At 34.7% G+C, this 21,626-nt stretch carries 23 protein-coding genes; 19 read left to right on the forward strand and 4 right to left on the reverse strand.

What is annotated here, in order from left to right:
* The first annotated feature begins 12 nt into the window (after positions 1 to 12).
* From ACYFX0_RS12930 to ACYFX0_RS12965, 8 genes are all read left to right on the forward strand, one after another.
* On the forward strand, positions 13 to 1,749 hold the full coding sequence (locus tag ACYFX0_RS12930) for a hypothetical protein (protein WP_106103594.1): 1,737 nt from the start codon (positions 13 to 15) through the stop codon (positions 1,747 to 1,749).
* A 21-nt stretch (positions 1,750 to 1,770) separates the two neighbouring features.
* Positions 1,771 to 4,284, forward strand: a complete 2,514-nt coding sequence (locus tag ACYFX0_RS12935; protein ID WP_460270671.1) for a hypothetical protein — start codon at positions 1,771 to 1,773, stop codon at positions 4,282 to 4,284.
* Positions 4,285 to 4,296: 12 nt separating this feature from the next.
* Entirely contained in the window at positions 4,297 to 5,820 is a 1,524-nt protein-coding gene (locus ACYFX0_RS12940) for a hypothetical protein (protein WP_460270673.1), read from the forward strand.
* 12 nt (positions 5,821 to 5,832) lie between these two features.
* On the forward strand, positions 5,833 to 6,213 hold the full coding sequence (locus ACYFX0_RS12945; RefSeq protein ID WP_460270674.1) for a hypothetical protein: 381 nt from the start codon (positions 5,833 to 5,835) through the stop codon (positions 6,211 to 6,213).
* A 15-nt stretch (positions 6,214 to 6,228) separates the two neighbouring features.
* Entirely contained in the window at positions 6,229 to 7,173 is a 945-nt protein-coding gene (locus ACYFX0_RS12950) for a hypothetical protein (RefSeq protein WP_460270675.1), read from the forward strand.
* A 13-nt stretch (positions 7,174 to 7,186) separates the two neighbouring features.
* Complete coding sequence (locus ACYFX0_RS12955) at positions 7,187 to 7,435, forward strand: hypothetical protein (RefSeq protein ID WP_460270676.1); 249 nt, start codon at positions 7,187 to 7,189, stop codon at positions 7,433 to 7,435.
* Positions 7,436 to 7,504: 69 nt separating this feature from the next.
* Positions 7,505 to 8,002 carry a phage holin family protein gene (locus tag ACYFX0_RS12960; RefSeq protein WP_130067571.1) on the forward strand — a complete coding sequence of 166 codons (498 nt, stop codon included), beginning with the start codon at positions 7,505 to 7,507 and terminating at the stop codon, positions 8,000 to 8,002.
* A gap of 79 nt (positions 8,003 to 8,081) precedes the next feature.
* Positions 8,082 to 9,140, forward strand: a complete 1,059-nt coding sequence (locus ACYFX0_RS12965; protein ID WP_460270677.1) for an N-acetylmuramoyl-L-alanine amidase — start codon at positions 8,082 to 8,084, stop codon at positions 9,138 to 9,140.
* Positions 9,141 to 9,206: 66 nt separating this feature from the next.
* Here ACYFX0_RS12965 and ACYFX0_RS12970 read toward each other — a convergent pair whose 3' ends face one another.
* Together ACYFX0_RS12970 and ACYFX0_RS12975 are read right to left on the reverse strand one after the other, a co-directional pair.
* A complete protein-coding gene (locus ACYFX0_RS12970) occupies positions 9,207 to 9,422 on the reverse strand; it encodes a hypothetical protein (RefSeq protein ID WP_090976399.1) in 216 nt (71 codons plus the stop codon).
* A gap of 69 nt (positions 9,423 to 9,491) precedes the next feature.
* Positions 9,492 to 10,145: a hypothetical protein gene (locus ACYFX0_RS12975; protein WP_000724005.1), complete on the reverse strand. Its 654-nt coding sequence runs from the start codon at positions 10,143 to 10,145 to the stop codon at positions 9,492 to 9,494.
* Between the two features lie 354 nt (positions 10,146 to 10,499).
* Here ACYFX0_RS12975 and ACYFX0_RS12980 point away from each other — a divergent pair, with 354 nt between their 5' ends.
* The 6 genes from ACYFX0_RS12980 to ACYFX0_RS13005 all read left to right on the forward strand — a co-directional run bounded on the left by ACYFX0_RS12980 (position 10,500) and on the right by ACYFX0_RS13005 (position 15,357).
* Positions 10,500 to 11,600, forward strand: a complete 1,101-nt coding sequence (locus ACYFX0_RS12980; RefSeq protein ID WP_000584829.1) for a response regulator aspartate phosphatase — start codon at positions 10,500 to 10,502, stop codon at positions 11,598 to 11,600.
* Positions 11,597 to 11,812: a hypothetical protein gene (locus tag ACYFX0_RS12985; protein WP_000756629.1), complete on the forward strand. Its 216-nt coding sequence runs from the start codon at positions 11,597 to 11,599 to the stop codon at positions 11,810 to 11,812. Before ACYFX0_RS12980 ends, ACYFX0_RS12985 begins: the two co-directional genes overlap by 4 nt.
* A 93-nt stretch (positions 11,813 to 11,905) precedes the next feature.
* Positions 11,906 to 12,196 carry a transposase gene (locus tag ACYFX0_RS12990; RefSeq protein WP_460270680.1) on the forward strand — a complete coding sequence of 97 codons (291 nt, stop codon included), beginning with the start codon at positions 11,906 to 11,908 and terminating at the stop codon, positions 12,194 to 12,196.
* 8 nt (positions 12,197 to 12,204) lie between these two features.
* A complete protein-coding gene (locus tag ACYFX0_RS12995; protein ID WP_255255609.1) occupies positions 12,205 to 12,339 on the forward strand; it encodes a hypothetical protein in 135 nt (44 codons plus the stop codon).
* A gap of 1,014 nt (positions 12,340 to 13,353) precedes the next feature.
* On the forward strand, positions 13,354 to 14,688 hold the full coding sequence (locus tag ACYFX0_RS13000; RefSeq protein WP_460270682.1) for an exosporium glycoprotein BclB-related protein: 1,335 nt from the start codon (positions 13,354 to 13,356) through the stop codon (positions 14,686 to 14,688).
* Positions 14,689 to 15,003: 315 nt separating this feature from the next.
* A complete protein-coding gene (locus tag ACYFX0_RS13005) occupies positions 15,004 to 15,357 on the forward strand; it encodes an ArpU family phage packaging/lysis transcriptional regulator (protein WP_460270684.1) in 354 nt (117 codons plus the stop codon).
* A gap of 542 nt (positions 15,358 to 15,899) precedes the next feature.
* Here ACYFX0_RS13005 and ACYFX0_RS13010 read toward each other — a convergent pair.
* A complete protein-coding gene (locus ACYFX0_RS13010) occupies positions 15,900 to 16,673 on the reverse strand; it encodes a hypothetical protein (RefSeq protein ID WP_000499692.1) in 774 nt (257 codons plus the stop codon).
* 109 nt (positions 16,674 to 16,782) lie between these two features.
* On the opposite strand from ACYFX0_RS13010, the gene ACYFX0_RS13015 reads away from it, so the two are divergent.
* The 5 genes from ACYFX0_RS13015 (at position 16,783) to ACYFX0_RS13035 (ending at position 20,986) form a co-directional block, all read left to right on the forward strand.
* Positions 16,783 to 17,430: an HD domain-containing protein gene (locus tag ACYFX0_RS13015; protein ID WP_000165956.1), complete on the forward strand. Its 648-nt coding sequence runs from the start codon at positions 16,783 to 16,785 to the stop codon at positions 17,428 to 17,430.
* Positions 17,427 to 19,322 carry an ABC-F family ATP-binding cassette domain-containing protein gene (locus ACYFX0_RS13020; protein ID WP_000783164.1) on the forward strand — a complete coding sequence of 632 codons (1,896 nt, stop codon included), beginning with the start codon at positions 17,427 to 17,429 and terminating at the stop codon, positions 19,320 to 19,322. Before ACYFX0_RS13015 ends, ACYFX0_RS13020 begins: the two co-directional genes overlap by 4 nt.
* Positions 19,323 to 19,397: 75 nt before the next feature.
* The gene (locus ACYFX0_RS13025) at positions 19,398 to 20,129 is read left to right on the forward strand and encodes a Bax inhibitor-1/YccA family protein (protein ID WP_001260655.1); all 732 of its coding nucleotides are present in this window, start codon (positions 19,398 to 19,400) and stop codon (positions 20,127 to 20,129) included.
* A gap of 105 nt (positions 20,130 to 20,234) precedes the next feature.
* Positions 20,235 to 20,489, forward strand: a complete 255-nt coding sequence (locus ACYFX0_RS13030) for a DUF4318 domain-containing protein (protein WP_016077798.1) — start codon at positions 20,235 to 20,237, stop codon at positions 20,487 to 20,489.
* 161 nt (positions 20,490 to 20,650) lie between these two features.
* Complete coding sequence (locus tag ACYFX0_RS13035; protein ID WP_460270688.1) at positions 20,651 to 20,986, forward strand: single-stranded DNA-binding protein; 336 nt, start codon at positions 20,651 to 20,653, stop codon at positions 20,984 to 20,986.
* Positions 20,987 to 21,035: 49 nt separating this feature from the next.
* On the opposite strand, the gene ACYFX0_RS13040 is transcribed toward ACYFX0_RS13035, so the two are convergent.
* Complete coding sequence (locus ACYFX0_RS13040; RefSeq protein WP_016077797.1) at positions 21,036 to 21,626, reverse strand: TetR/AcrR family transcriptional regulator; 591 nt, start codon at positions 21,624 to 21,626, stop codon at positions 21,036 to 21,038.

Below are 21,626 nucleotides of genomic sequence, written 5' to 3' on the forward strand. Positions count from 1 at the left end.
GAGTGTACATATATGTGGTTTGATAAAGTCGTATATTTACAAACATTACCGCAAGAATTAGAAAAACTATTTGCTGATAACGGTTGGAAACGAACGCTATTTTTCCAAATCAAGAGCGGCATTTCAAAATTTATTGATGTAAGGTTGTTTGAATCGTTAGGAAGTGATGGAGAACGCAGAAGGTTCGGTATAGCAAATGCGTATGATACTGCTGATTCTGATTTCACTGATAGCCGGTTTATTTCTGCAGATTCTCCACTAGGTAAATTAGGGATGGGGGATGGAGTAAAGAAAGACTTCTCTATCCCTGTTTCTCCTGTTCTTGGCCCTTCTGTCATTGTATATGTAAATGGGTTTGAGCAAGAAAAGAGTAAATATAAGGTGGATGCAACTACAGGAAAAGTAACATTTACTACCGCTATTGCAAAAGGCGATAAAGTTACATGCGAATATAGATTAGCTACCAACACATATGAACCGAATAATGACATGCTGCTATTTACTTTCAATCGATACTTTATTGAAAAAGAGATCCTTTCCGGTGATAAATTAGGGGAATTAGGAAAAGGAAATGGAACGAAAAAGAACTTCGCATTGCCATTCCCTAACTTTGACGAAAGTAGGACCGTAGTTTACAAGGATAATACTATTGTTGATCCTAGCGAGTATTCGTTCACTGAAACGGAAATTGTATTTAAAACCGCACCTGCAGCAGATACAACAATTAAGATTAGCGGTATTTATTTCTTATTACCAAAAGAAGACGGAACACTGGATACATTAACGGCAAAAACAAGTTTCGATGTACAAAAGATGGAAAGTATTATGGGCGAAGTATATTCTACGATTAATTTTGTGAACCCATCCCCTTATACATCAATTAGTTTTACACCGGAGCAGCGTTTCTCTAAAGAATTAAATCGCGACTCTGTTGTTTATCTGTATGGGAACGCAAACAAGGACCGCTTAATTATGTTTATGCGTGTCGATCCAACACCAAATCCAGTTCGTGCATTATTTGTTCCGCTGTATATCGGAAAATTATATACATTCGATGTTGCACCAAGAAAAAATATGATTATTTTAAGTGGCTGCAGACCAGGCGACCAATTTGTTTATTCACCAAATAAGAAAATTGGTAATGCGCCACTTGATTACGGTTCTGATACATCAAACGGAAACGAAACGGTTCAATTATCACAATCAAGCACAGGAGCCATGTACCAACATCATTATCTAGCTTTCATTACTCATGATATGTCAGTAGATAGTGGACAAGGACGCTTTAATCCATCGGTTTATAGTGGTAAATATCATTTATCTCAAATTTATATTGTTCATCCAAACGATGGATATGTTGGAAAGCTAGATGATGTTTATGCAGTTCATCCAAAGAATATCCAGCAAGCCGATGAGCTAGAAATTGAAAAAACAGTTGTAGATGAAGTACTTGGACAAGGTGACGGACACCGTAAAGTATTTCATTTAGAACATAAGCCAAAGGGCGAAACATTAAGATTATTCATTTCATGTAAAGAAGTAGAAAAAGCGGATTATGTATACAATGCAGAAGATAAGACCGTTACATTTAACGAAGCACCGGTTATTGGTTCTGAAATCACAGGCGCTTATGAAATGGCTCAATTATATCGTTACACATTACCAACAACGCCAGTTTGTCCTATGACACAAGCGAAAGCAACACCATTTAATCCAATTGGTTTAGCAATCTACAAAGAAGATATTTAAGCATAAGGGGGTAGCAGAAGAATGAGTGAAAAAGTTTATTCTATTGCTTCCCCTTCTATATGTACCAAAGAAAAAAGTCATGTTGTTGTCGTTGGTTCTGGACCAGATCGGAATGAAAAAGTTTATTCTTTTTCTATTACACCAGCAAATACAGAAAACAAAAATGATGTTGATTATCCAATTTGCATTGCTCCTTATGCGAGATATAAGGCTGTTAAAGAAGATAACGCAGGAGTAACCGCCACAAAAGTAAGAGCAAAAGGGATTTTAACAGATGTTGTAGAGAATGCATTGCGACAAATAGAGGTAGAAGCCTACATTTCAAATGCAACTGATTCTGGTTTAAATCGAAATATAAATGTGGCCAACATTGAAATGCAGCATTCGCAACGAATGGACAGTATTTCTGTTCAACTAATTTCAGCAGAAGAATCAACACAACATAGACGAATTTTCGATATAAACCATATCGAAGGGGTAGAGAGCGAAAAACCAAGTGAGATAGAAGCAATGGTACACGCTTCTGATGTAACAAATCTTATAACGAATGAATATGAAGTTGCGCCGATCATACAGCAGGATTTACTAAAAGGTAAGTTACGTGAATTCGCTGCTGGTGTGGAAGTATTACCAGAATGGGTAAATGTTGCACGTATTGTATACGGTGAGGGTTTTTATAATGACCTTATGGCCGACAGAGTTACAATGGATTATGAAGCTGTATCAATGCATAATGAAACGAGCAATATTGTTACCAGGGAGCTAAAAGCTACACATGCAGAAGTTACTTTATCTACTGCAGTTCCAAATATATATCCTGTATCTATTGTCGAAAATGAAACTGGTGATATACAGCAAAAAGAAATACTTCTTCATGTTCCGGCACAATTTGAATTTGGTACAAAAGAGCGAGAAGTTAAAGGTATTATAGAAGAATTTGATTTGTTCAATGGTATGGGGATACCGGTTTATCTTCCTGATTATGATTTATTTGCTCGTATGCAAAGAGACATTGAAACATCTATTGCTACACAATATGAATCGAACCGCTTAGAAGAAATTGAAAATGTGGACCTGCTTCCTTATGAAGATATTGAAAGCGCGTATTTAATTCGTGAAATAGATGTAGAGCAAATTAACCTGGATCAAACTATTCGAACAAAGGAAATTGCTGCAGATGTTATTGCAAATAATGAAGTAAGCAAGAAAATAAATGTATTTGATTCTGAAAGAAATGAATCTACATCATTTACAAGAACAAAAGCACAGTATGCGAATGTAGATACAACACACGCATTTGAACGTATCGTAGAAACACTTGATTCTGTTTATGCCGATCAACAAGAATTCGCAAATAAAGAAAATTTATTTACTGCAGCTATAGAGGTAGGACAAGAAGTTAAAAATGCTTCACGGGTATTATCTGTTAAAGATATTTCCGGAACTGATGATGCGAATAAATCGCAAAACATATTCGTGATACAGACAATTGTCGCAGAAGAAGCAGAAAGGTTACATGAAATAAATGCCGATATTACTGATGCAAATTATTCTCATCGTATCTTAAAAGAATTACAAGGCGCATCGCCAGACGTTACTTTTGCAGAAGTGAAAAATGAGTTGCAAGCAACTGTAGTTGAACTGGATCAAGTAGATAAAGAGGATACTGCAGTACTTACACATGTAGATGAAATTTGTTCATTCGGATTAAAAGAACGCTTAATTATTACTAATGTAAATACTGATGAAGTTGCCAATAAAACCGAAAAAGAATTACAAGCTACCATAGAAGAGTTTGATTTATTTGAGGGCCTTGGTATTCCTGTATATCTTCCGGAATTCGATTTGTTTGGCCGTGTTCAAAAAGAACTAGAAACACGTATTGCCTTACTTAATGATTCATCTAAATCACTAAATGTGATGCAAATGAAGCTAGATCAAACAATTGAATCTGAAAAAGCAACGAAAGAACATACAACGGCAGTAATTGAAGAAGTAGCTTCGGACACCGTTCCAGTTATCTTAGATGCTGAACACATAACTTTAGACATTTCTTACAAACAAGATTCACAACAAGCCCTTATTACAGAGCAAGAAGCTTTTAATGGTATACGTGAATTTGAGGGCGGAATTATCTCTGATATAACACCAGCTGATAAAGAAGTTATAACAACAGATACAAATGTAATTGAAACTGTACATGCAGCAATGGAATCTGAACAATATGCAATTGTTAGTGAACATGAATTAGTAGAGCGACAGACTAGCATAGAAGCTGTAACTAATGAAGTAGATACATTTTATAGAGAACATGAATTAGAAAGCGTTACAGACAAATATGAACGGTTTGAACGCACACCAGAAAGAGAATCAGTTCTAGAGGATAATGAACTATTCGAAATGGAGAGAGTACTAGATACAGAAAAACCAGATGAATTAATAGTTATCGAAAAAGAAAATGATGATCCTAAGTTATGGCTGAGGCATAGTCGTCAATCTTGGTGGACAAATTCAAATTGGAAGAAAACAAGATAAGGAGTGTAGAAAATGATGAGCATCGGCAAGATTTTATCCACCCCCGAAAGTGGTTGGATAAGAAAAAATTGTCAACCAGCTAATATAGAGACTTTTTTTAAGGGGGTGAACCTTAATGGTTCGAAAGGCTGGTTCGCTGTGGGTAGTGACGAAAATGCAGAAACAGGAAACGCATGGTACGCGACCTCTGAAGCACCTTCTTCAGTGTTATCTTTTACATTCTTTGGTTCAGGATTTCGTATTATTACGGGACATGACGAGGTACCAAAAAGCTCATTTCTTTTGGTTACGGTTGATGGAAGTTCTAGAACCGTTAACCTTTCTGCTCATACATCAAAGTTTACAGTAGTTTATGAAGATTTAAATTTACAAAATAAGGAGCATACAGTGACAATACGTGCAACTGGAAGTAATACAGGAAGATTTACTTTTCTATATGCAATAGACTATTTAAATTTAGAATTGGAAAAAAAATCTAAGGTCTCACTATACGAAAAGGAAAGTGGAAAAATCTTTGTAAATGATTTTGATACCATAAATCCAAAATGGCTTATGTCGCCATCAAATGCATTTAACAATGCTGTAAAAAAAGGATTCTTACGTATGAATCATTCTGCAGATAAAGACGTTATGCTTTTAATCGATAAACCACAAAGTAACTTTGCAATCCAGGTTATTGCGGATTATGCTCCTACAAAAGAAGGAGATGAAGGCGGCTTACTGATCTATCAAAATGAAAAGAATAAGGTTGAATTCCTTGAATCTTATGCTGTTAATGGTTCACAAATCAATAAAGAGTGGATGGCAATTTGTAAGGAAGATCAATGGGACTTTTACACAAAGACAGATACATTTTTTGATTATGCGGATAACGACTCATTAGCAGCAAAAAGAATTGGTGTTGTTTTAAAAAGAGGAACTGCAGAGGGATTTGTACCGCTAGACATCAATAAAATTATTATGACAACAAGCAACATGTTACGTCTGCGCCAACTATATGAAAATTATAAGGTTGTATTAAAAGATACTGCAGATAATATCCTGTCTACTAACATTGTAGCTGCAGCTCATACAGGCATTGATATTCTACTTCCTTCTTTAGAGTTTGAGGGAATCATAGAAATATATGACGAGGAAAACGAACTGATAGCAAAGAAACAAGCTACCTTTTACGGTGGGGATATGTATTGCATGGGTTCATCCCTACAAATCAAAATGAATAGCGAAGAATTAAATACAACGGATCCAACGAACTTAGGTTACATGATGAATAATGAACGTATTGTAAAAATGACAATCGTAAATGATAACATCGGTGCTGCTACAAATATAAAACTATCCATTCAACAGTACATGGAGAAAGTCGGTTACACCTGGGCACTTATTTCGTTAGATGGAACAAGCTATTTAAATAAAATACAGATTGATTCAGTAGCCGCACAAAGTACTCGTGATTTTTGGGTAAAGGTTGTGAAGGATACAAATTTCCTAGCATTTGAACCAATTTATTTTAATATTCATCTAAAACATAATTGAGGTGAATACAATATGGGAACTGTAATGAAATTATATAGATATACATCCGAAAGTGAGATTACACCATCAATCCTTATTGAGAGGAATATACAAATTACAATTGAACCAGGAAAAACTCTATATACTCCATTGGATGTAGGTTGTAACAAATACGATATTCGCACGATTCAAGTTACAAATGATTCAAATGTTGAAGCAATGCTATTTATGTACGACCAAAAAGAGAAAGGGAATCAAATTTATAAAAGTTTATCAGAAAAAAGAACATATGATATTTTAGCCATTCCTTGCGAGGATAAAGATCATACAAACAAGGTCCATCTTTATATAGAAAATAGGGGCGTAGCAAACTCTACTTTTAATGTTTCTATGAAAGCAATACGTTTAAGTTAAGGAGGAACATGTAAAATGACAAATAAAATTTGTAAGTTACACAGACTAGAGCGAAGAGAAGTTTTTATGAAGATTATCGATGAAATGAAAAAGGCTGGATGGCAGCAATTAAATGCTGCTGCACCATCAAAGGATACCATTTATGTTATGTACTCAAATGGTAACGATGGTATGAAGAACCATTCTATAGAATTACGTCCATTTGATGCCGTTACTGCAAGTAGCCAAGATATTATAGCAGGTAAATATAAAGATTATGATATAAGAACTTATTCTGCTACTGATGCAAGCTTTAGATTAATTGAACGATATGATAAAGAGAAGGATGTTACCTTCGGAGGGCCTGGTTCGTTCTATCCATTATGTTTTCATCAAGGGAAATCAACTAACAACACTACTTTTAATACTATTAGTAAAACAATTGCTATGGTGGATCTATATTTATACGTTGATAAAGACATTGTTATCTATTGTGTTTATGAAAACGATGATAATCTTCCAGAACGAAAAGGGAAGACTGTAATAGGATTATTTGGTATTCCAGATGAACTATATCAACAAGAACAATTCACACCTATATCTTCTCCTTTTAGTGTCTTGGTGAGTGTTTGTCCAAAGTGGGACCCTGGTACAGCACTGGTAACTGCTAGAAGTAAGCTTATATATAATGGATTAGGTAATATTTCTGTTGGTACTTTCATTTGGGATAAGGTATTTTTAAAGGCACCTTCTTTAGAAGGAAATATAATATTCACATCATTTTTCATGGGAGATAACATAGATGGATTAAGAGCAAAATTTGATGGCCTTTACACATATAGGGGTTCAAATTTTGTAACTGGCGATATCGTTGAAATTTCTCAAGATGGAGAAGTCCAGAAATATAAATTATTTAACACCTACTACTCAGGTGTATGGAGTTCATTTCCAGAGTACAACATTGCATTGAGAGTAGAATAAGGCTGGTGATTTTATGACAATAAAAGGCATCATAATTCAACCGAAAACACTGTATCAAACCGTACAACGTAAACCACAAATACGCAAAGGCTCAAAATTAGAAATCAGTGACATGTATATTACAGGGGTGAGACAAACCACCACACGAAAAGGGGTTATGTTTAATTTCTCCCGAAACGAAAGCAAAACTACTGAAAAAGCAGTAATGAAACTACCACGTACTGAACCACTAGAATACTCGTGGAAGAAAATGAATATATAACTTTATCGAAATTGAGCGTGCTGCAGCAGGCTTTTTTATTTTGGCTAAAATTTGAAAGGAGGTGATAACTTGGAACGAATGCACGAACTCATCAAGGCATCAAATATAATTGATGTTATTACAAGTACTCAATTTAAAGTAGGTGGTGCTATAGGTGGTGGATTAGGAACAATAATTAATTTGTTATACGGTAAAGCAAACTTAATTTGGATATCGATCTATTGCTGGATTATCATGCTCGACTGGATTACGGGTAGTAAAGCTTCAAAGCTAGATGGAACATACTCATCACAATATGGAATTGAGGGCATCACGAGAACCGTGGTGCTTTTATCATTACCAGCTCTTGCGCATTTATTTGATATTGCTCTTAAACTACCTGATTTCTTTTTCTTTATGGTAGTCGGTGGATTGAGTTACCACATTTTTAATAGTTTCGCAGCAAACTGTGCACGAATTGGCTGGGAAAAATGGATTCCTGCATGGTTATTAGAAAGTGTAGCATCCGAAATTCAAGCGAAAATCCAAAGAAGTGATGCACGAAAAGAAAAACATAATACCAAATAAAAAAATACACGCCTTACATAAGGAGAGCATTGTCAAAAGACGGTGCTCTTTTTGTTTGGCAAAAAGGGGAAAATACACAATGAAAAAACCAATTAAACTATTTAGCTCACTATTTATGACTCTATTACTCTTATTTTCGTTTGCTACGGCTTCTTTTGCCGATAGAGTACTAATTATCCAAGACTTACCGAAACAAGCATATCGCTACGGTGTTGGCGCTTATGAGGGCGTTGTTGCACATAGCACTGCAACACCAGAAGCACCAGCGATTAACATTAGAAATTATGAAGCTAGAACATGGAGAAATGCATTTGTACATTATGCTGTAGATTGGAACGAAACAATCCAAATTGCTGATACAAAATATGTTGCTTATGGTGCTGGACCAGCTGCAAATAAAAGTTTTGTTCACGTAGAACTTTCTGAAACTAGCAACCCAGATAAATTTAAATCTTCTTACGAGCGTTATGTAAAACTATTAGCTAAGATTTTAAAAGATAGAGGAATTCATCCAAGCAAAGGTTTATGGACACATAAAGATATCACTTACAAATTAGGTGGAACTGACCACGAAGATCCGATTGATTACCTTCGCAGTCACGGTGTATCAGAATCACAATTCAGAGCGGACGTACAAAAGGCGTATGAAGGCGCAACAGTTACAGTTAAACCAAAACCACAAGAACCATCTCAAAACGTTGTAGGCGAAACAGGAGTAGCTTATATTGATGGATTTAACGTAAACCTAAGAAGTGGACCATCAACAAATTATGGTGTTATCCGTCAATTAAATAAAGGAGAAGCATATCAAGTATGGGGAAAACAAGGGGATTGGTTAAATCTTGGTGGTAACCAATGGATTTATAACAACCGATCATATATTAAATATCAAGGGGAACAAACTACTACTTCAAGTTCTGTAGTAGGAAAACGTATTGTTTCTAAAGTGGACGACCTTCGTTTCTATGATTCTGCTTCCTGGTTTGATAAAGATGTAGCAGGAACTGTAGATGAAGGACTTGGATTTACTATTGATGCTAAAGTATCCGTTAATGGTTCACCACAATACAAAGTACACAACAGTAAAGGCGTAACATACTATATAACTGCAAATGAAGCCTATGTGTATGTGAAGTAGAGAAAAAGGTCTACTCAATATGAGTAGACCTTTTTTATAAGTTTCTAGAAAATAACTTACTAATAACTATTTAGAATAATTTTCAAACCCCTTGCTAATAACTACAAGTCCTATTATGAAAGAAAGTGTTCTTATTATTAATTCAGCAACTAGCAAATCACCCATAGTCTTTGAAACATTATATAATTCACCAGTAATAATAATTGGTGCTATGATTATTAGTATTCCTATTAGAATTTGAATGAACAGAATATATTTAGGTTGCAGAGAGATCACCTCCATTAAATTAGCATGTATAATGAACTTAACATGTAATTAAGAAGTAATCGATCATTTAAAAATTTATCAACTTTAAAAATATACATATCCTTCTTTATAAGTATATTTATAGTGACTCGTCGCATAAGATGCATTAAAACCTACACTTCCTGTCTTCCCTACAGTAATGGATACATTGCCATTAAAAGTAGTTGTGCCATTATTATGAAAATCACCATTAACAATATAGAAAATTCTGTTAGGATCCTCTAAATTTGCTTGAACTGTACCACTGAACGTTTTAGAAAGACCATTTGCATCTCTATTCATATTAATATGTTTTATTTCCTTAATACCCCTGAAGCTTCCACCCCATTCATTTGTTTCACAATAAAACCTTAATGAAGGGCTATAGAAAGGTGTTACTGAAAAATTGGTTGTTAGTGTTCGGTACGTAGCGGCAAGTGTTGCAGCAGATGATTGCCCACGAGCTTTCCCCTGAGCCATGAGTTGCTGAGAAATTTCTTCTCTAGGTTTATTGGTATCTGCAGCAATTTGATTAACAAGTTCCCCAAACGTTAGTACCTCACCTATTTGTACATTCGATTGATCTGTTAAATCTAATACATTACCTTTTTTTATAGTAGAATCAACTGTGTTATTCTCAGCTGCGCTTGCAATTGTTCCTCCTCCGAATATAGCAAGAGATAATCCTGCAACACTTAAAACTTTACTAATCTTTTTCATTTTTCATACCTCCTAAAATATTAATTAAGACAATATCATGCTAATTTACCTTTATTTGTTAGCATAATTCAGATATTAACCCCAAAATAATGGGAAATAAATACTTATAAACCAAATAATTACCAAAAATTTTCGACAAATAAGGTTCACGCTATACCATTACTAGCATTACAATTAGTTTTATATAGATAATTCTTTCTTTACAATCTAACGATTTACCGATGTTTTTACGTCAATTGATAAAAATTAAATTAAATATTCTGAATATTATTTATAAAATTGTTTTTTACAACTTATTACAATTAAACTTTGTTATGATTGATTTTATATAAACTAAATAAAGGAGATTGTGATATGATAATTCTGAATAATGAAAAAGTTACTAGACTATTAAATGAATGGTATAAGGTTATTCTATCTAAACAAATAACAAAGGCGACAAGAATGAAAGAAGAAGTTGATGAAAAGATTAGTGTCTTAATGGTCGAACAAAACCGAGATTTACAAGATCAAAATCTCTTATTGTACTATTCTCTATTGGATTATAGTTATAAAGTGTTAATAAATAAATCATATGTAACTCGTAGTGATTTTGATGCAGTTGAAAAACTTACAACAAAAACTATTGATGAGTATTTAAGATACTACTACCATTTCTATAAAGCTGTGCATAACACTATGATTGCTAACTATATGGAAGCGATGGAGCAATTTGAAGAAGCTGAACGACTTTTAGAGTATATTCCTAATGACATTGAAAAAGCTGAATTTAATTATAAACTTGGTGAACTATATTACCACCTTCAACAACCTTTATTAACAATTAAGCATGTTATGAAAGCAAAAGACATATACAAAAAACATGAAGATTATGTAATAAATCAAATTGAATGCGATACAATCCTAGGATTGGCAAGTGTCACTTTAAGTCAGTTTGAACAAGGAGAAGAGCTTTTTGTTAAGTGCTTGGATATGGCTAAAAAACATAACTGTACTCGACTAATTACCTTAATTCAATACAACTTAGGTTTTCTTTATGCAAAACAAGGTATATCCGCAACTGCAATTCGACATTTAATGGATGTGTATAAATCTGAAAAACCATATCATAAAACTGTATTCTTACTGGCTCGAGAACATTTCAAAGTAAATGAAATTGAAAAAGCACAAGAATTTTTGACTCAAGGCTTTGAATTAGCTGATGTTGAATATACACATCATTTACGAATACTTCGAGCACAATACGATGAAAATTATAAGCAGAATCTAGAAACAACGATTGCAGATGGACTAGATTACTTTGAATCCCAAAAACTTTATGGATTTATGGAAGAGTACTCTGGAATTTTAGCGAAAAAACTTTATCAAGAAGGTAATCATGAGAAGGCTAGCCAATACTTTAATATATCTTATGATGCTAAAGAATTACTTCAGAAGGGAAGTGCGTTAAAATGAAAAAAGTACTAATAGGATTTTTTAGTTTTGCTGCTGTTTTAACTATTGGAAGTTTTACAGAATCTTTTACATCACAAGCTGATCATGGTAGACCACCTGCACCACAAAGACCAGATTATATTTCTAATGTGGCCGATTTTGATCACGGTAGACCACCTGCGCCGGCATACGAATACGGCGATACTTATATTGATCATGGTGAGCATATCTAAAACAAAAAGAGGACGAGATCTTGATATGATCCCCTTATAGTAGACAGGAAAAAGAAAGCACATTAACCTGTTTACTATGGAGGGGATTTTTTTATGGGGAAAATTAGAGTCACTTACGATGTAGAATTTAAGAAAAAAGCTATAGATTTATACTTAAAAGAAGGCATGAGCTATAAAAACATTGCGAAAGAATTAGGTATTCATCACTCGGTTGTAAGTCGTTGGGTGAAATACTTTGAAGCTGAAGGTATCAAAGGACTAGAAGAAAAACGTGGAAAAGCGAAAGGGCCAGGTATAGGAGGAACAATACCAAAAGATCCAGAAGCTAAGATTAAACGATTAGAAGCCGAGAATGAAATGTTAAAAAAGCTCTTAGGGATGTAAAAGGAGGTATGCAAGCTATATCCAAAACGAGAAAGTTTGAAGCTATACTTGAGATGTTAGAAAAGGGGTATACGGTTAGCCTATTATGTGCCATCGCTGGTGTAACTAGAAGTGGGTATATAAGTGGACAAAGCGGCACTTAGTGCCTTCTGAAAAACAACTAGAGGACGCTAAAACCAAGAAAAAGATATTGAAGTGTCATAAAAAACTAAGAGGGATTTATGGATATAGAGGAGTGCAAGTGTGACTGAAAGTCACCTATAACCTTCATTTGAACCATAAGCGCATACAAAGATTGATGAATCAATTAGGCATCAAAGATTTCAAAAGAAATTAAATAATCTGAGTCCATATAAATATAGAACTCAGGTTACTTAGTTGCGCTTTTTAAATCCTGTCTACTTGACAAGGATCATTGCATTATAGAGTACTCTTCTATGAATCAGTACACCATTCATATATTGTTAATGTTTGTGAGTCATGAACAATTAAATGGTTTAACAAGTAAGGATTCAAGATAATGTATGTAAAATGAGTATAAGTTGTTACAAAGAAATAAAAAAGAGCACCATTATATGGTACTCTTTTATGAATCAGTACACCATTCAAATATTGTTGATGTTTGTGAGTCATGAACAATTAAATGGTTTAACAAGTAAGGATTCAAGATAATGTATGCAAAATGAGTATAAGTTGTTACAAAGAAATAATAATTAGTCAGCAAAAGCAAAATGATTAGCTCTTAATGGAAAATGAAATGCATTATTAGAAACTCATGATATAAACAACTAGGTTGTAAAGATTAAACTTTTTCCAAAAACTTCATTTGATATTACTCTAGAATGGCATTATAGAAATTATAAATTAACAAGTCTTTTCGTTTATTGACAAAATAAACACGTTGATAGGAGTAATAACGTATTCCTTTAAAAATACGCTTTTTCATTAGGGAATTAATCTAAGCACTAGATAAATAGATGCGTATACTTATATTATGTGAGTTGTGAATGTAATTAAACTGAATTTTTATAGTTTAATTATTAGTAACTATTTTTATTCTAAGAAAATGGATATTTAAAAATATTCAACACCATTACAATAGAGTGTTTCTTAGTATAAGAATATTCTCTCAAAATTATTAAATAAGGAGGAAATAAATGAAACGTAATGATTGTTTTGATCATAATAATTGCAATCCGATTGTTTTTTCAGCAGATTGTTGTAAAAATCCACAGTCAGTTCCTATTACTAGGGAACAATTAAGTCAATTAATTACTTTGCTAAACTCATTAGTATCAGCTATTTCAGCATTTTTTGCAAATCCAAGTGATGCAAATAGAGTAGCGTTATTCAATTTGTTTAATCAATTTTTAATTTTCTTAAATTCCTTATTACCTTCCCCAGAAGTTAATTTTTTGAAACAATTAACTCAAAGTATTTTAGTTTTATTACAATCTCCAGCTCCTAATTTAGGTCAATTGTCAACATTATTGCAACAATTTTATAGCGCACTTGCACAATTCTTCTTCGCTTTAGATCTGATCCCTATATCCTGCGACTCAAATGTCGATCCTGCAACTTTACAAATTCTTTTTAATTTATTAATTCAATTAATCAATGCTACTCCAGGGGCAACAGGCCCAACAGGTCCAACAGGTCCAACAGGCCCAGCAGGAACCGGAGCAGGTCCAACAGGCCCAACAGGTCCAACAGGTCCAACAGGCCCAGCAGGAACCGGAGCAGGCCCAACAGGCCCAACAGGCCCAACAGGCCCAACAGGCCTAACAGGCCTAACAGGCCTAACAGGTCCAACAGGTCCAACAGGTCCAACAGGTCTAACAGGTCTAACAGGTCCAACAGGTCTAACAGGTCCAACAGGCCTAACAGGAGCAACAGGCCTAACAGGTCCAACAGGTCCAACGGGTCCAACAGGAGCAACAGGTCTAACAGGTCCAACAGGCCTAACAGGAGCAACGGGAGCTGGAGCAGTTATTCCGTTCGCATCAGGTGGGCCAGTAGCATTAGCAACTGTTTTAGGTGGATTAGCAAACACAGGAGCACTTCTTGGATTTGGAAGTTCATTCTTCCCTGTAATTGTCCCACCTGGTGGCCCGATTACTATAGGCCCTGTACCTCCAGTATTTGATTTCGCATTTGTAGCTCCTCGCGCAGGTACAATTACTTCGTTAGCAGGATTCTTTAGTGTAACTGTAGCGGTTGCTTTAGCATTAGGAAGCATACAAATTCAAATGCAGTTGTACAGCGCACCAGCAGCAAGTAATACTTTCACTCCAGTAGGTACGCCGTTACTATTAACACCAGCATTTAGTGGTCTTATTGCTATCGGTAATACCGCGAGTGGTATTAGCGCACAAGCAATTGCGGTCGCTCCACAAGATAAGATATTACTTGTTGTTTCATCGACTACACCTGGTTTTGATATAGCTACTGCTATTACAGGATTCGCAAGTGCGGGTATAACATTCGTATAATCAGTTATAAGTTTTGTAGTTGAAAATTTTGATATAAGAAAAGAGATTGTCAAAAAAGTATCCACAGATTAACTTTTGAAGACAGTCTCTTTTCTTTAATTGTTTTTATACTTTATGTCTGGTGAAAATGATTAAATATACTATGAGAATGTAGTGTAATTGCGTTAAGTTAAATGATCACTACTAGTAAATTACACAGTAATAGGCATAAGAAAATGAAGGTTTCCAACCTATTTGGGATACAGAACTAATTTCATATACATACAAAGGCATATATCTAAAAAATTTTAAATTTTAGTCTTACATATGTAAGGATTGAGAAGTGGGAGGGTTATAATTGTTCCATTTGTTATAGATGAGTTACGGAAATATAGAGTTTTACGTATTCGGTTTCAAAATCAGCAGGAAAAAACAGAACTTGGAGTAGAATTATTGTTTCCTGAGCTAAAGCAAGTGGATAAACATGAGTTGAAATATAGACAGTTAAAACGAGCTTTTAAAGAAGCTTTTGATGAGGATGAACAAAGGATTCTTGAAATGAAGTATATGAGTATCAAAGAATTAAATGATGATTATATTTATACCATCCTTGGAATGAGACGAGATAAGTTTTATAGAAAACGTAAATCAGGTATCATCAACTTTGCTACAGCGCTTGTCATGATTTAAAAAGTAATGGAATTTTAGGAGTACTGTTCGGGGCACTATTTAGGGCACTTAATCAGGTGCCTTTTTACTTTGGAATCGGCGGTACGACATTTCTACAGTTAATTGTTTTTTGAAAAAAGAATGCTGTGGGGATAGCGTAGCCCCTTTATCAAAACGTTACTTGGTCGGAATGGACGGAGAAAAAAAGGAAGAAAAAGACGAAAAACTTAATTGGATTTATATATCCAGCCACAGTGCATGGGTGTCGTGGCTGGATATCAGGAAACTGTCCGGGTGCCAACAGGAAAAAGTGTTGGTTTTTCATATAAATCTCATAATTGAGAATTGGTTTAAATAACCAGTGCACCAACAGCAAAATGTGATTCATATATTTGCGCACATTTTGCTCACATTTTGTTCACGTACTATATAAAAAAGTATGAAAATCTATAAAAATAATTATTTTAATAAAATTTGTTCTAGATATTAAAAAGTGCCGAAACCCTTGTGGTATAAGGGTTTTGGCACTTTTGTGTTTTTTATATTTTATCAAATAAACAACCCTAAAACTGCTCATTCTTCTCCCAAGATTCAACGATATAATGAGCAATCGTTGGATTGAAGCCTTTACCAACTAAAAACATAATTGCAGCAACTTCTGTTAATGCGTGTTCGTGTGATGTATGTTTTGCTTCATTTAAACCGTAATCTACCCATGGTTTTACGAAATCTAGTACAGGTTTCTTGAAAGGTAAAAATTGTGTACCGACAACTTGTTGAATTTGTTGTTGTGTTGGTTCTGTAATTGGTCCAGGTGGTAAGATTTGTGGTTGTGTAATGTCTAATGTTGGCCCAGGCGGTAAAATTTGTGGCTGAGTTGGATCTATTGTTGGTGGTTTAGGTGGTGAGACACGTGCGTCGTAGTTTGGTTGATACATTTGTTGTTGGTATTGCGGTTGAGTTGTGTATGGGTTTTGTGGTGTTACATATGGATTTTGCTGATATTGTTGTTCTTGGTTTTGTGGTGCTGCATATGGATTTTGAGGATATTGTTGTTCTTGGTTTTGTGGTGCTGCATATGGATTTTGAGGATATTGTTGTTCTTGGTTTTGTGCTACTGCATATGGATTTTGAGGATATTCATAATTTGGACGTGTGTCATATGGATTTTGTTGAAATTCAGTTTCTTGATTTTGCGTTGTTGCATATGGATTTTCGTCATATTGTTGTTCTTGTTGCTGTAACTCTTGTTCTTCGTATTGTTCTGTGTATCTCTGTTCCTGCTGTTGAGGGTAAAATGGTTGCCTTGGGTAAGGCGGTTGATTATTATAGAACATGTTTATTCCTCCTTCATGATGATGCCTACCACCTAGTGTATGGGCAGACAAGAAAATATGTGATGAAAAAATGCGGGCGTGTTACAATAAGTAACTGGGTGAAGATAAAATGACAAAACAAGAAAAAATCCAAAAAACAATTACTTTTGTAAAACATATTTTAGAAAAAGATGCGAGTGGGCATGATTGGTATCATATTGAGCGTGTACATAAACTGGCGATTTCTTTATCTGAGCAAGAAGGTGGAAATCGTTTTATAATTGAAATGGCAGCATTACTTCACGATGTGGCAGATGAAAAGCTAAATGAAAGTGAAGCAGCAGGAATGAAAAAAGTTTCTGATTGGTTAGAAGAGTTACGTGTTGAAGAAGAGGAAAGTAAACATATTCTTCATATCATCGCCAATATGTCTTATAAAGGTGGCCATGGCGGCACAGTAGAGTCACTTGAAGGGAAAATTGTTCAAGATGCGGATCGTTTAGATGCTCTTGGTGCAATTGGAATTGCTCGTACATTTGCATATGGCGGGGCAAAAGGGAGATTAATGTATGACCCAACTATTCCGCCGCGTGAAGAAATGACGAAAGAAGAGTATAGAAAAAATAATGATCCATCTTTAAATCATTTTTATGAAAAACTTTTGAAATTAAAAGATTTAATGAATACGAATGCAGCAAAACAAGAGGCTGAAATTCGTCATCGTTACATGGAACAGTTTATTGAACAATTTATGAAAGAGTGGAATGCACAAATATGAAAATGTTAACTGTGGAGAACTTATCAAAATCATATGGAGAAAAGCCGTTATTTGATGGATTATCATGTAGTATTACAGAAGGACAACGTGTCGGAATTATTGGTGTAAACGGTACTGGTAAATCGACATTATTAAAAATTATTGCAGGATTAGAAACTCCTGATACAGGTGATATGACGCATTCACGTGGGTATACAATTAGTTATTTATCACAGCAACCAGATTTTGATGAAAAACTAACAGTATTAGAGCAAGTGTTCCATGGTGATACACCTTTAATTCGTCTTCTTCGTGATTATGAAAAAGCGCTATTAAATATTGAAAAAGATCCAAGTAATGAAAAAGTACAGGAACAATTATTTGCAGTGCAGCAACGTATGGATGCAATGAGTGCATGGGAAGCAAATGCAAATGCGAAATCTCTTCTAACGAAATTAGGAATTACAGATTTCACTGCAATTGTTGGAAATTTATCTGGTGGACAGAAAAAACGTATCGCAATGGCACAATGTTTTATTGAAACACCTGATTTATTAATTTTAGACGAGCCTACGAACCATCTTGACCATGAGACAGTTGAATGGTTAGAAGAATATTTAGCAAGATATACAGGTGCGGTATTACTTGTAACCCATGATCGTTATTTCTTAGATCGTGTGACGAACCGTATTTTTGAATTAGATAATGGTAAATTATATAGCTACGAAGGAAACTATAGTACATTTTTAGAAGCGAAAGCACTTCGCGAAGAGCAAGAATTGGCACAAGAATCCAAACGCCAAAATTTATATCGTCGTGAACTTGCTTGGATTCGTCGTGGTGCAAAAGCCCGTTCTACGAAACAAAAGGCGCGTATTCAGCGTTTTGATGAGCTAAAGGAACAAGAAGGACCAGCTGCAAAACAGTCAGTTGATATTGCACTAAGTGGAAGTCGTCTAGGAAAGAAAGTACTTGAGTTAAAAGATGTAACGAAAAAATTTGGCGATAAGACGGTATTACATAATTTTAATCATATTGTGAAACCAGGTGATCGTATTGGAATTATTGGGGCGAACGGAAGCGGGAAATCTTCTCTATTAAATATGCTTGCAGGTAAGTTATCTCCTGATAGTGGTGAAGTTGAAGTAGGACAAACTGTAAAAGTTGCTTATTATACGCAAGAAAATGAAGAGATGAATTTAAATCAGCGTATGATTGAATACATTAAAGAGATTGCAGAAGTTATTCATACAACAGATGGAAAAGTAATTGGTGCATCTCAAATGTTAGAACGTTTCTTATTCCCGACTCATTCACATGGTACACCGCTTGGTAAACTATCTGGTGGTGAAAGAAGACGTTTATATTTATTACGTATTTTAATGGGAGAACCAAACGTACTTTTACTTGATGAACCTACGAACGATCTAGATACACAAACATTAACAGTACTAGAAGATTATTTAGAAGATTTCCCAGGTGTCGTTTTAACTGTATCGCATGACCGTTACTTCTTAGATAAGGTAGTAGATGAACTGTTCATCTTTACTGGCGGAGGCGAAGTGCGTGAGTTCCTAGGTAGTTATACAGATTATTTAGAAATGGAAAAAACGAGAGAACTTATGGAGAAAGCGGAAGTTCAAAAAGAGAAAAAAGTAGTAGAAGAAGCTCCAAAACAACAACGTAAACGTAAACTTTCATACAATGAGCAGCGTGAATGGGAAACGATTGAAGATACAATTGCCGAACTTGAAGAGAAAATTGAGTCAATTGGGGAAGAACTTGCGAAAGTTGGATCTGACTTCACAAAGGCACAAGAATTATCTGAAGCACAGCAGAAAACAGAAGAAGAGCTAGAAAAAAAGATGGAAAGATGGAGTGAACTATCAGACATCGTTGAAGGATTAAAATAAAAACAAGCTGCATATATTGAAAAGTAAAGAGAAAAACTTTACACTATTGGTAGAACCTATTTTAGGAGGGGAAAAATGAGAACATCTAATCCAATGTTGAAAAAAGAGGCATTCCGTAAAGAGGGAGCAAGCGCTTCTGCGATGACGATTGGCGGAACAGTAGGCAAAACGTTCATTATGCTTATCTTGCTACTTGCAACGTCTGTCTATTCATACATACAAATGATGCAGGGGACGATGAAGATGCCAGTATTAATTGGTGCTTTAATCGTTGCGGCAATCATCGCATTTGCGTCTATGTTCTTCCCGCGTATTTCACCTTTTGGTGCACCAATCTATGCAGCGGTAGAAGGGGTTGTGTTAGGAAGTATTTCAGCAGTTTATACAATGAAATTTGGCGATTCTATCGTTTTAAATGCTGTATTACTAACAATCTCAATTCTATTTGCAATGTTAGTGTTATATGCAACACGCGTAGTAAAAGTAACGGATAAATTCCGTACAGGCGTTATGGCAGCAACACTTGGAATTATGGTTATGTATTTAGTCGTATTCCTACTAAATATGTTTGGTGTAACTGTTCCATACATTCACCAAGGTGGTACAATCGGTATTATTATTAGTGCAGTTGTTATCGTAGTTGCTGCATTAAACTTATTACTAGATTTCGATTTAATCGAAAATGGTGTACGTAGTCAAGCTCCGAAATATATGGAGTGGTATACTGCGATGGGACTAATGCTTACATTAGTATGGTTATACTTAGAAATTCTTCGTTTTGTTTCTTACTTTACGAAAAATGACTAATAAAAAAATCCTGCATGAAAAATGCAGGATTTTTTTATTTTCAAAGATATATTGAATGTATGGTATAATATGGATGTTATCAACTTGAATTGAAGGAGATGGAATATGATGAAAGAGAAGAAAGGGATTATGAAAAAACTATTTTCTAAAAGTTTTTTCATAGAACTAGATGAAACTTTAACGTATCCATCATCAGAAGTTATTACTTCAGTGATTGAAGGATATGCAACTGAATGCAATGAGAGACTAAAATTTGAGAGTAAAGTTAAACCGATTACGTTCTACTTAGAAAATGTAATGTACCGTGCTGAAATAAAGATGGCTCGCGGAGGATATTACATATCTTGTACTGAAGTGTAATAAATTTTGAAACCATACATGTTTGAACTATGTATGGTTTCTTTTTTTGTTTTGTAGGGTCTAAAATAATACTTTTTACTTACGGATATATCATTTTGTGCTTTTTACTATTCAAATACTTCTCCTTACAATGAAGAAAAATATGTGAGGTGGTATAACTTATGATGAATCGAGTTGTATTAATCGGTAGATTGACAAAGGAGCCAGAATTATACTACACAAAACAAGCCGTCGCTTATGCAAGAATATGTATTGCGGTGAATAGAGGATTTCGAAATAGTTTAGGTGAACAACAAGTCGATTTTATTAATTGTGTCGTTTGGCGAAAATCGGCTGAGAATGTAACTGAATATTGTAAGAAGGGGTCACTTGTTGGGATTACAGGGCGTATTCAGACGAGTAATTACGATGATGAACAAGGCAAGAGAATATATAGAACTGAAGTTGTGATTGAGAGTATTACCTTTTTGGAGAGAAGGCGGGAGGGGGCATCATGATAAGAAGTAAAGAGTATCAAAAATAATAGAGGGGGTTAATAGCCCTCTATTATTTTTGAGTGATACCTCCCCAAACAACATCCAACTGTTGATAGAGTATATTTTTTGCATTTGTTTCATTAGCATGTAATTGGGAATGGGACATTAGTGTATAAAAATAAGTACTCATAATAGTAGAAGTGATAATATTTACATCCCATTGACTGTTTAATGTTCCTGCCTCTTTCGCTTCGGTAATAATTGAAGACAAACCTTCTTGTAGCTGTTGTATACTTTTTAATTCATTTTCTACTAAGTAGTTTGACTTTATAATCTCAAAGACGGCATGCTTCATGAAATCACCATGTCCAGTAAATCGATCCAGTAAATCTCCTAAAACAAGTTTGATTTTTTCTTTTGGATGTTCCATATTTTTATACGTTTTTAAACTTTCATTCCATAGGTCAATCTGAGAATCACCTAAAAATAATAATATGTTTTCTTTTTTCGGAAAATAGTTGAAGAAAGTTCCTTTTGCAATACCACATGCAGTAGTAATATCTTGAACCGTTACGTTTTCGTACCCACGTTCTTGGAAGAGCTGTATTGCCTTTAGGAATATAAGTTCTTTTAACTCTTTTTTTCTCGTTTCTCTTAGCAT

The organism is Bacillus sp. NEAU-Y102 (genome assembly GCF_054788175.1).

Coding starts and splice junctions, on each gene's coding strand:
- ACYFX0_RS12930 (WP_106103594.1), top strand. CDS start 13: ATGTGGTTTGATAAAGTCGTATATTTACAAACATTACCGCAAGAATTA.
- ACYFX0_RS12935 (WP_460270671.1), top strand. CDS start 1,771: ATGAGTGAAAAAGTTTATTCTATTGCTTCCCCTTCTATATGTACCAAA.
- ACYFX0_RS12940 (WP_460270673.1), top strand. CDS start 4,297: ATGATGAGCATCGGCAAGATTTTATCCACCCCCGAAAGTGGTTGGATA.
- ACYFX0_RS12945 (WP_460270674.1), top strand. CDS start 5,833: ATGGGAACTGTAATGAAATTATATAGATATACATCCGAAAGTGAGATT.
- ACYFX0_RS12950 (WP_460270675.1), top strand. CDS start 6,229: ATGACAAATAAAATTTGTAAGTTACACAGACTAGAGCGAAGAGAAGTT.
- ACYFX0_RS12955 (WP_460270676.1), top strand. CDS start 7,187: ATGACAATAAAAGGCATCATAATTCAACCGAAAACACTGTATCAAACC.
- ACYFX0_RS12965 (WP_460270677.1), top strand. CDS start 8,082: ATGAAAAAACCAATTAAACTATTTAGCTCACTATTTATGACTCTATTA.
- ACYFX0_RS12970 (WP_090976399.1), bottom strand. CDS start 9,422: ATGGAGGTGATCTCTCTGCAACCTAAATATATTCTGTTCATTCAAATT.
- ACYFX0_RS12975 (WP_000724005.1), bottom strand. CDS start 10,145: ATGAAAAAGATTAGTAAAGTTTTAAGTGTTGCAGGATTATCTCTTGCT.
- ACYFX0_RS12980 (WP_000584829.1), top strand. CDS start 10,500: ATGATAATTCTGAATAATGAAAAAGTTACTAGACTATTAAATGAATGG.
- ACYFX0_RS12985 (WP_000756629.1), top strand. CDS start 11,597: ATGAAAAAAGTACTAATAGGATTTTTTAGTTTTGCTGCTGTTTTAACT.
- ACYFX0_RS12990 (WP_460270680.1), top strand. CDS start 11,906: ATGGGGAAAATTAGAGTCACTTACGATGTAGAATTTAAGAAAAAAGCT.
- ACYFX0_RS12995 (WP_255255609.1), top strand. CDS start 12,205: ATGCAAGCTATATCCAAAACGAGAAAGTTTGAAGCTATACTTGAGATG.
- ACYFX0_RS13000 (WP_460270682.1), top strand. CDS start 13,354: ATGAAACGTAATGATTGTTTTGATCATAATAATTGCAATCCGATTGTT.
- ACYFX0_RS13010 (WP_000499692.1), bottom strand. CDS start 16,673: ATGTTCTATAATAATCAACCGCCTTACCCAAGGCAACCATTTTACCCT.
- ACYFX0_RS13015 (WP_000165956.1), top strand. CDS start 16,783: ATGACAAAACAAGAAAAAATCCAAAAAACAATTACTTTTGTAAAACAT.
- ACYFX0_RS13020 (WP_000783164.1), top strand. CDS start 17,427: ATGAAAATGTTAACTGTGGAGAACTTATCAAAATCATATGGAGAAAAG.
- ACYFX0_RS13025 (WP_001260655.1), top strand. CDS start 19,398: ATGAGAACATCTAATCCAATGTTGAAAAAAGAGGCATTCCGTAAAGAG.
- ACYFX0_RS13030 (WP_016077798.1), top strand. CDS start 20,235: ATGATGAAAGAGAAGAAAGGGATTATGAAAAAACTATTTTCTAAAAGT.
- ACYFX0_RS13035 (WP_460270688.1), top strand. CDS start 20,651: ATGATGAATCGAGTTGTATTAATCGGTAGATTGACAAAGGAGCCAGAA.
- ACYFX0_RS13040 (WP_016077797.1), bottom strand. CDS start 21,626: ATGCTAAGAGAAACGAGAAAAAAAGAGTTAAAAGAACTTATATTCCTA.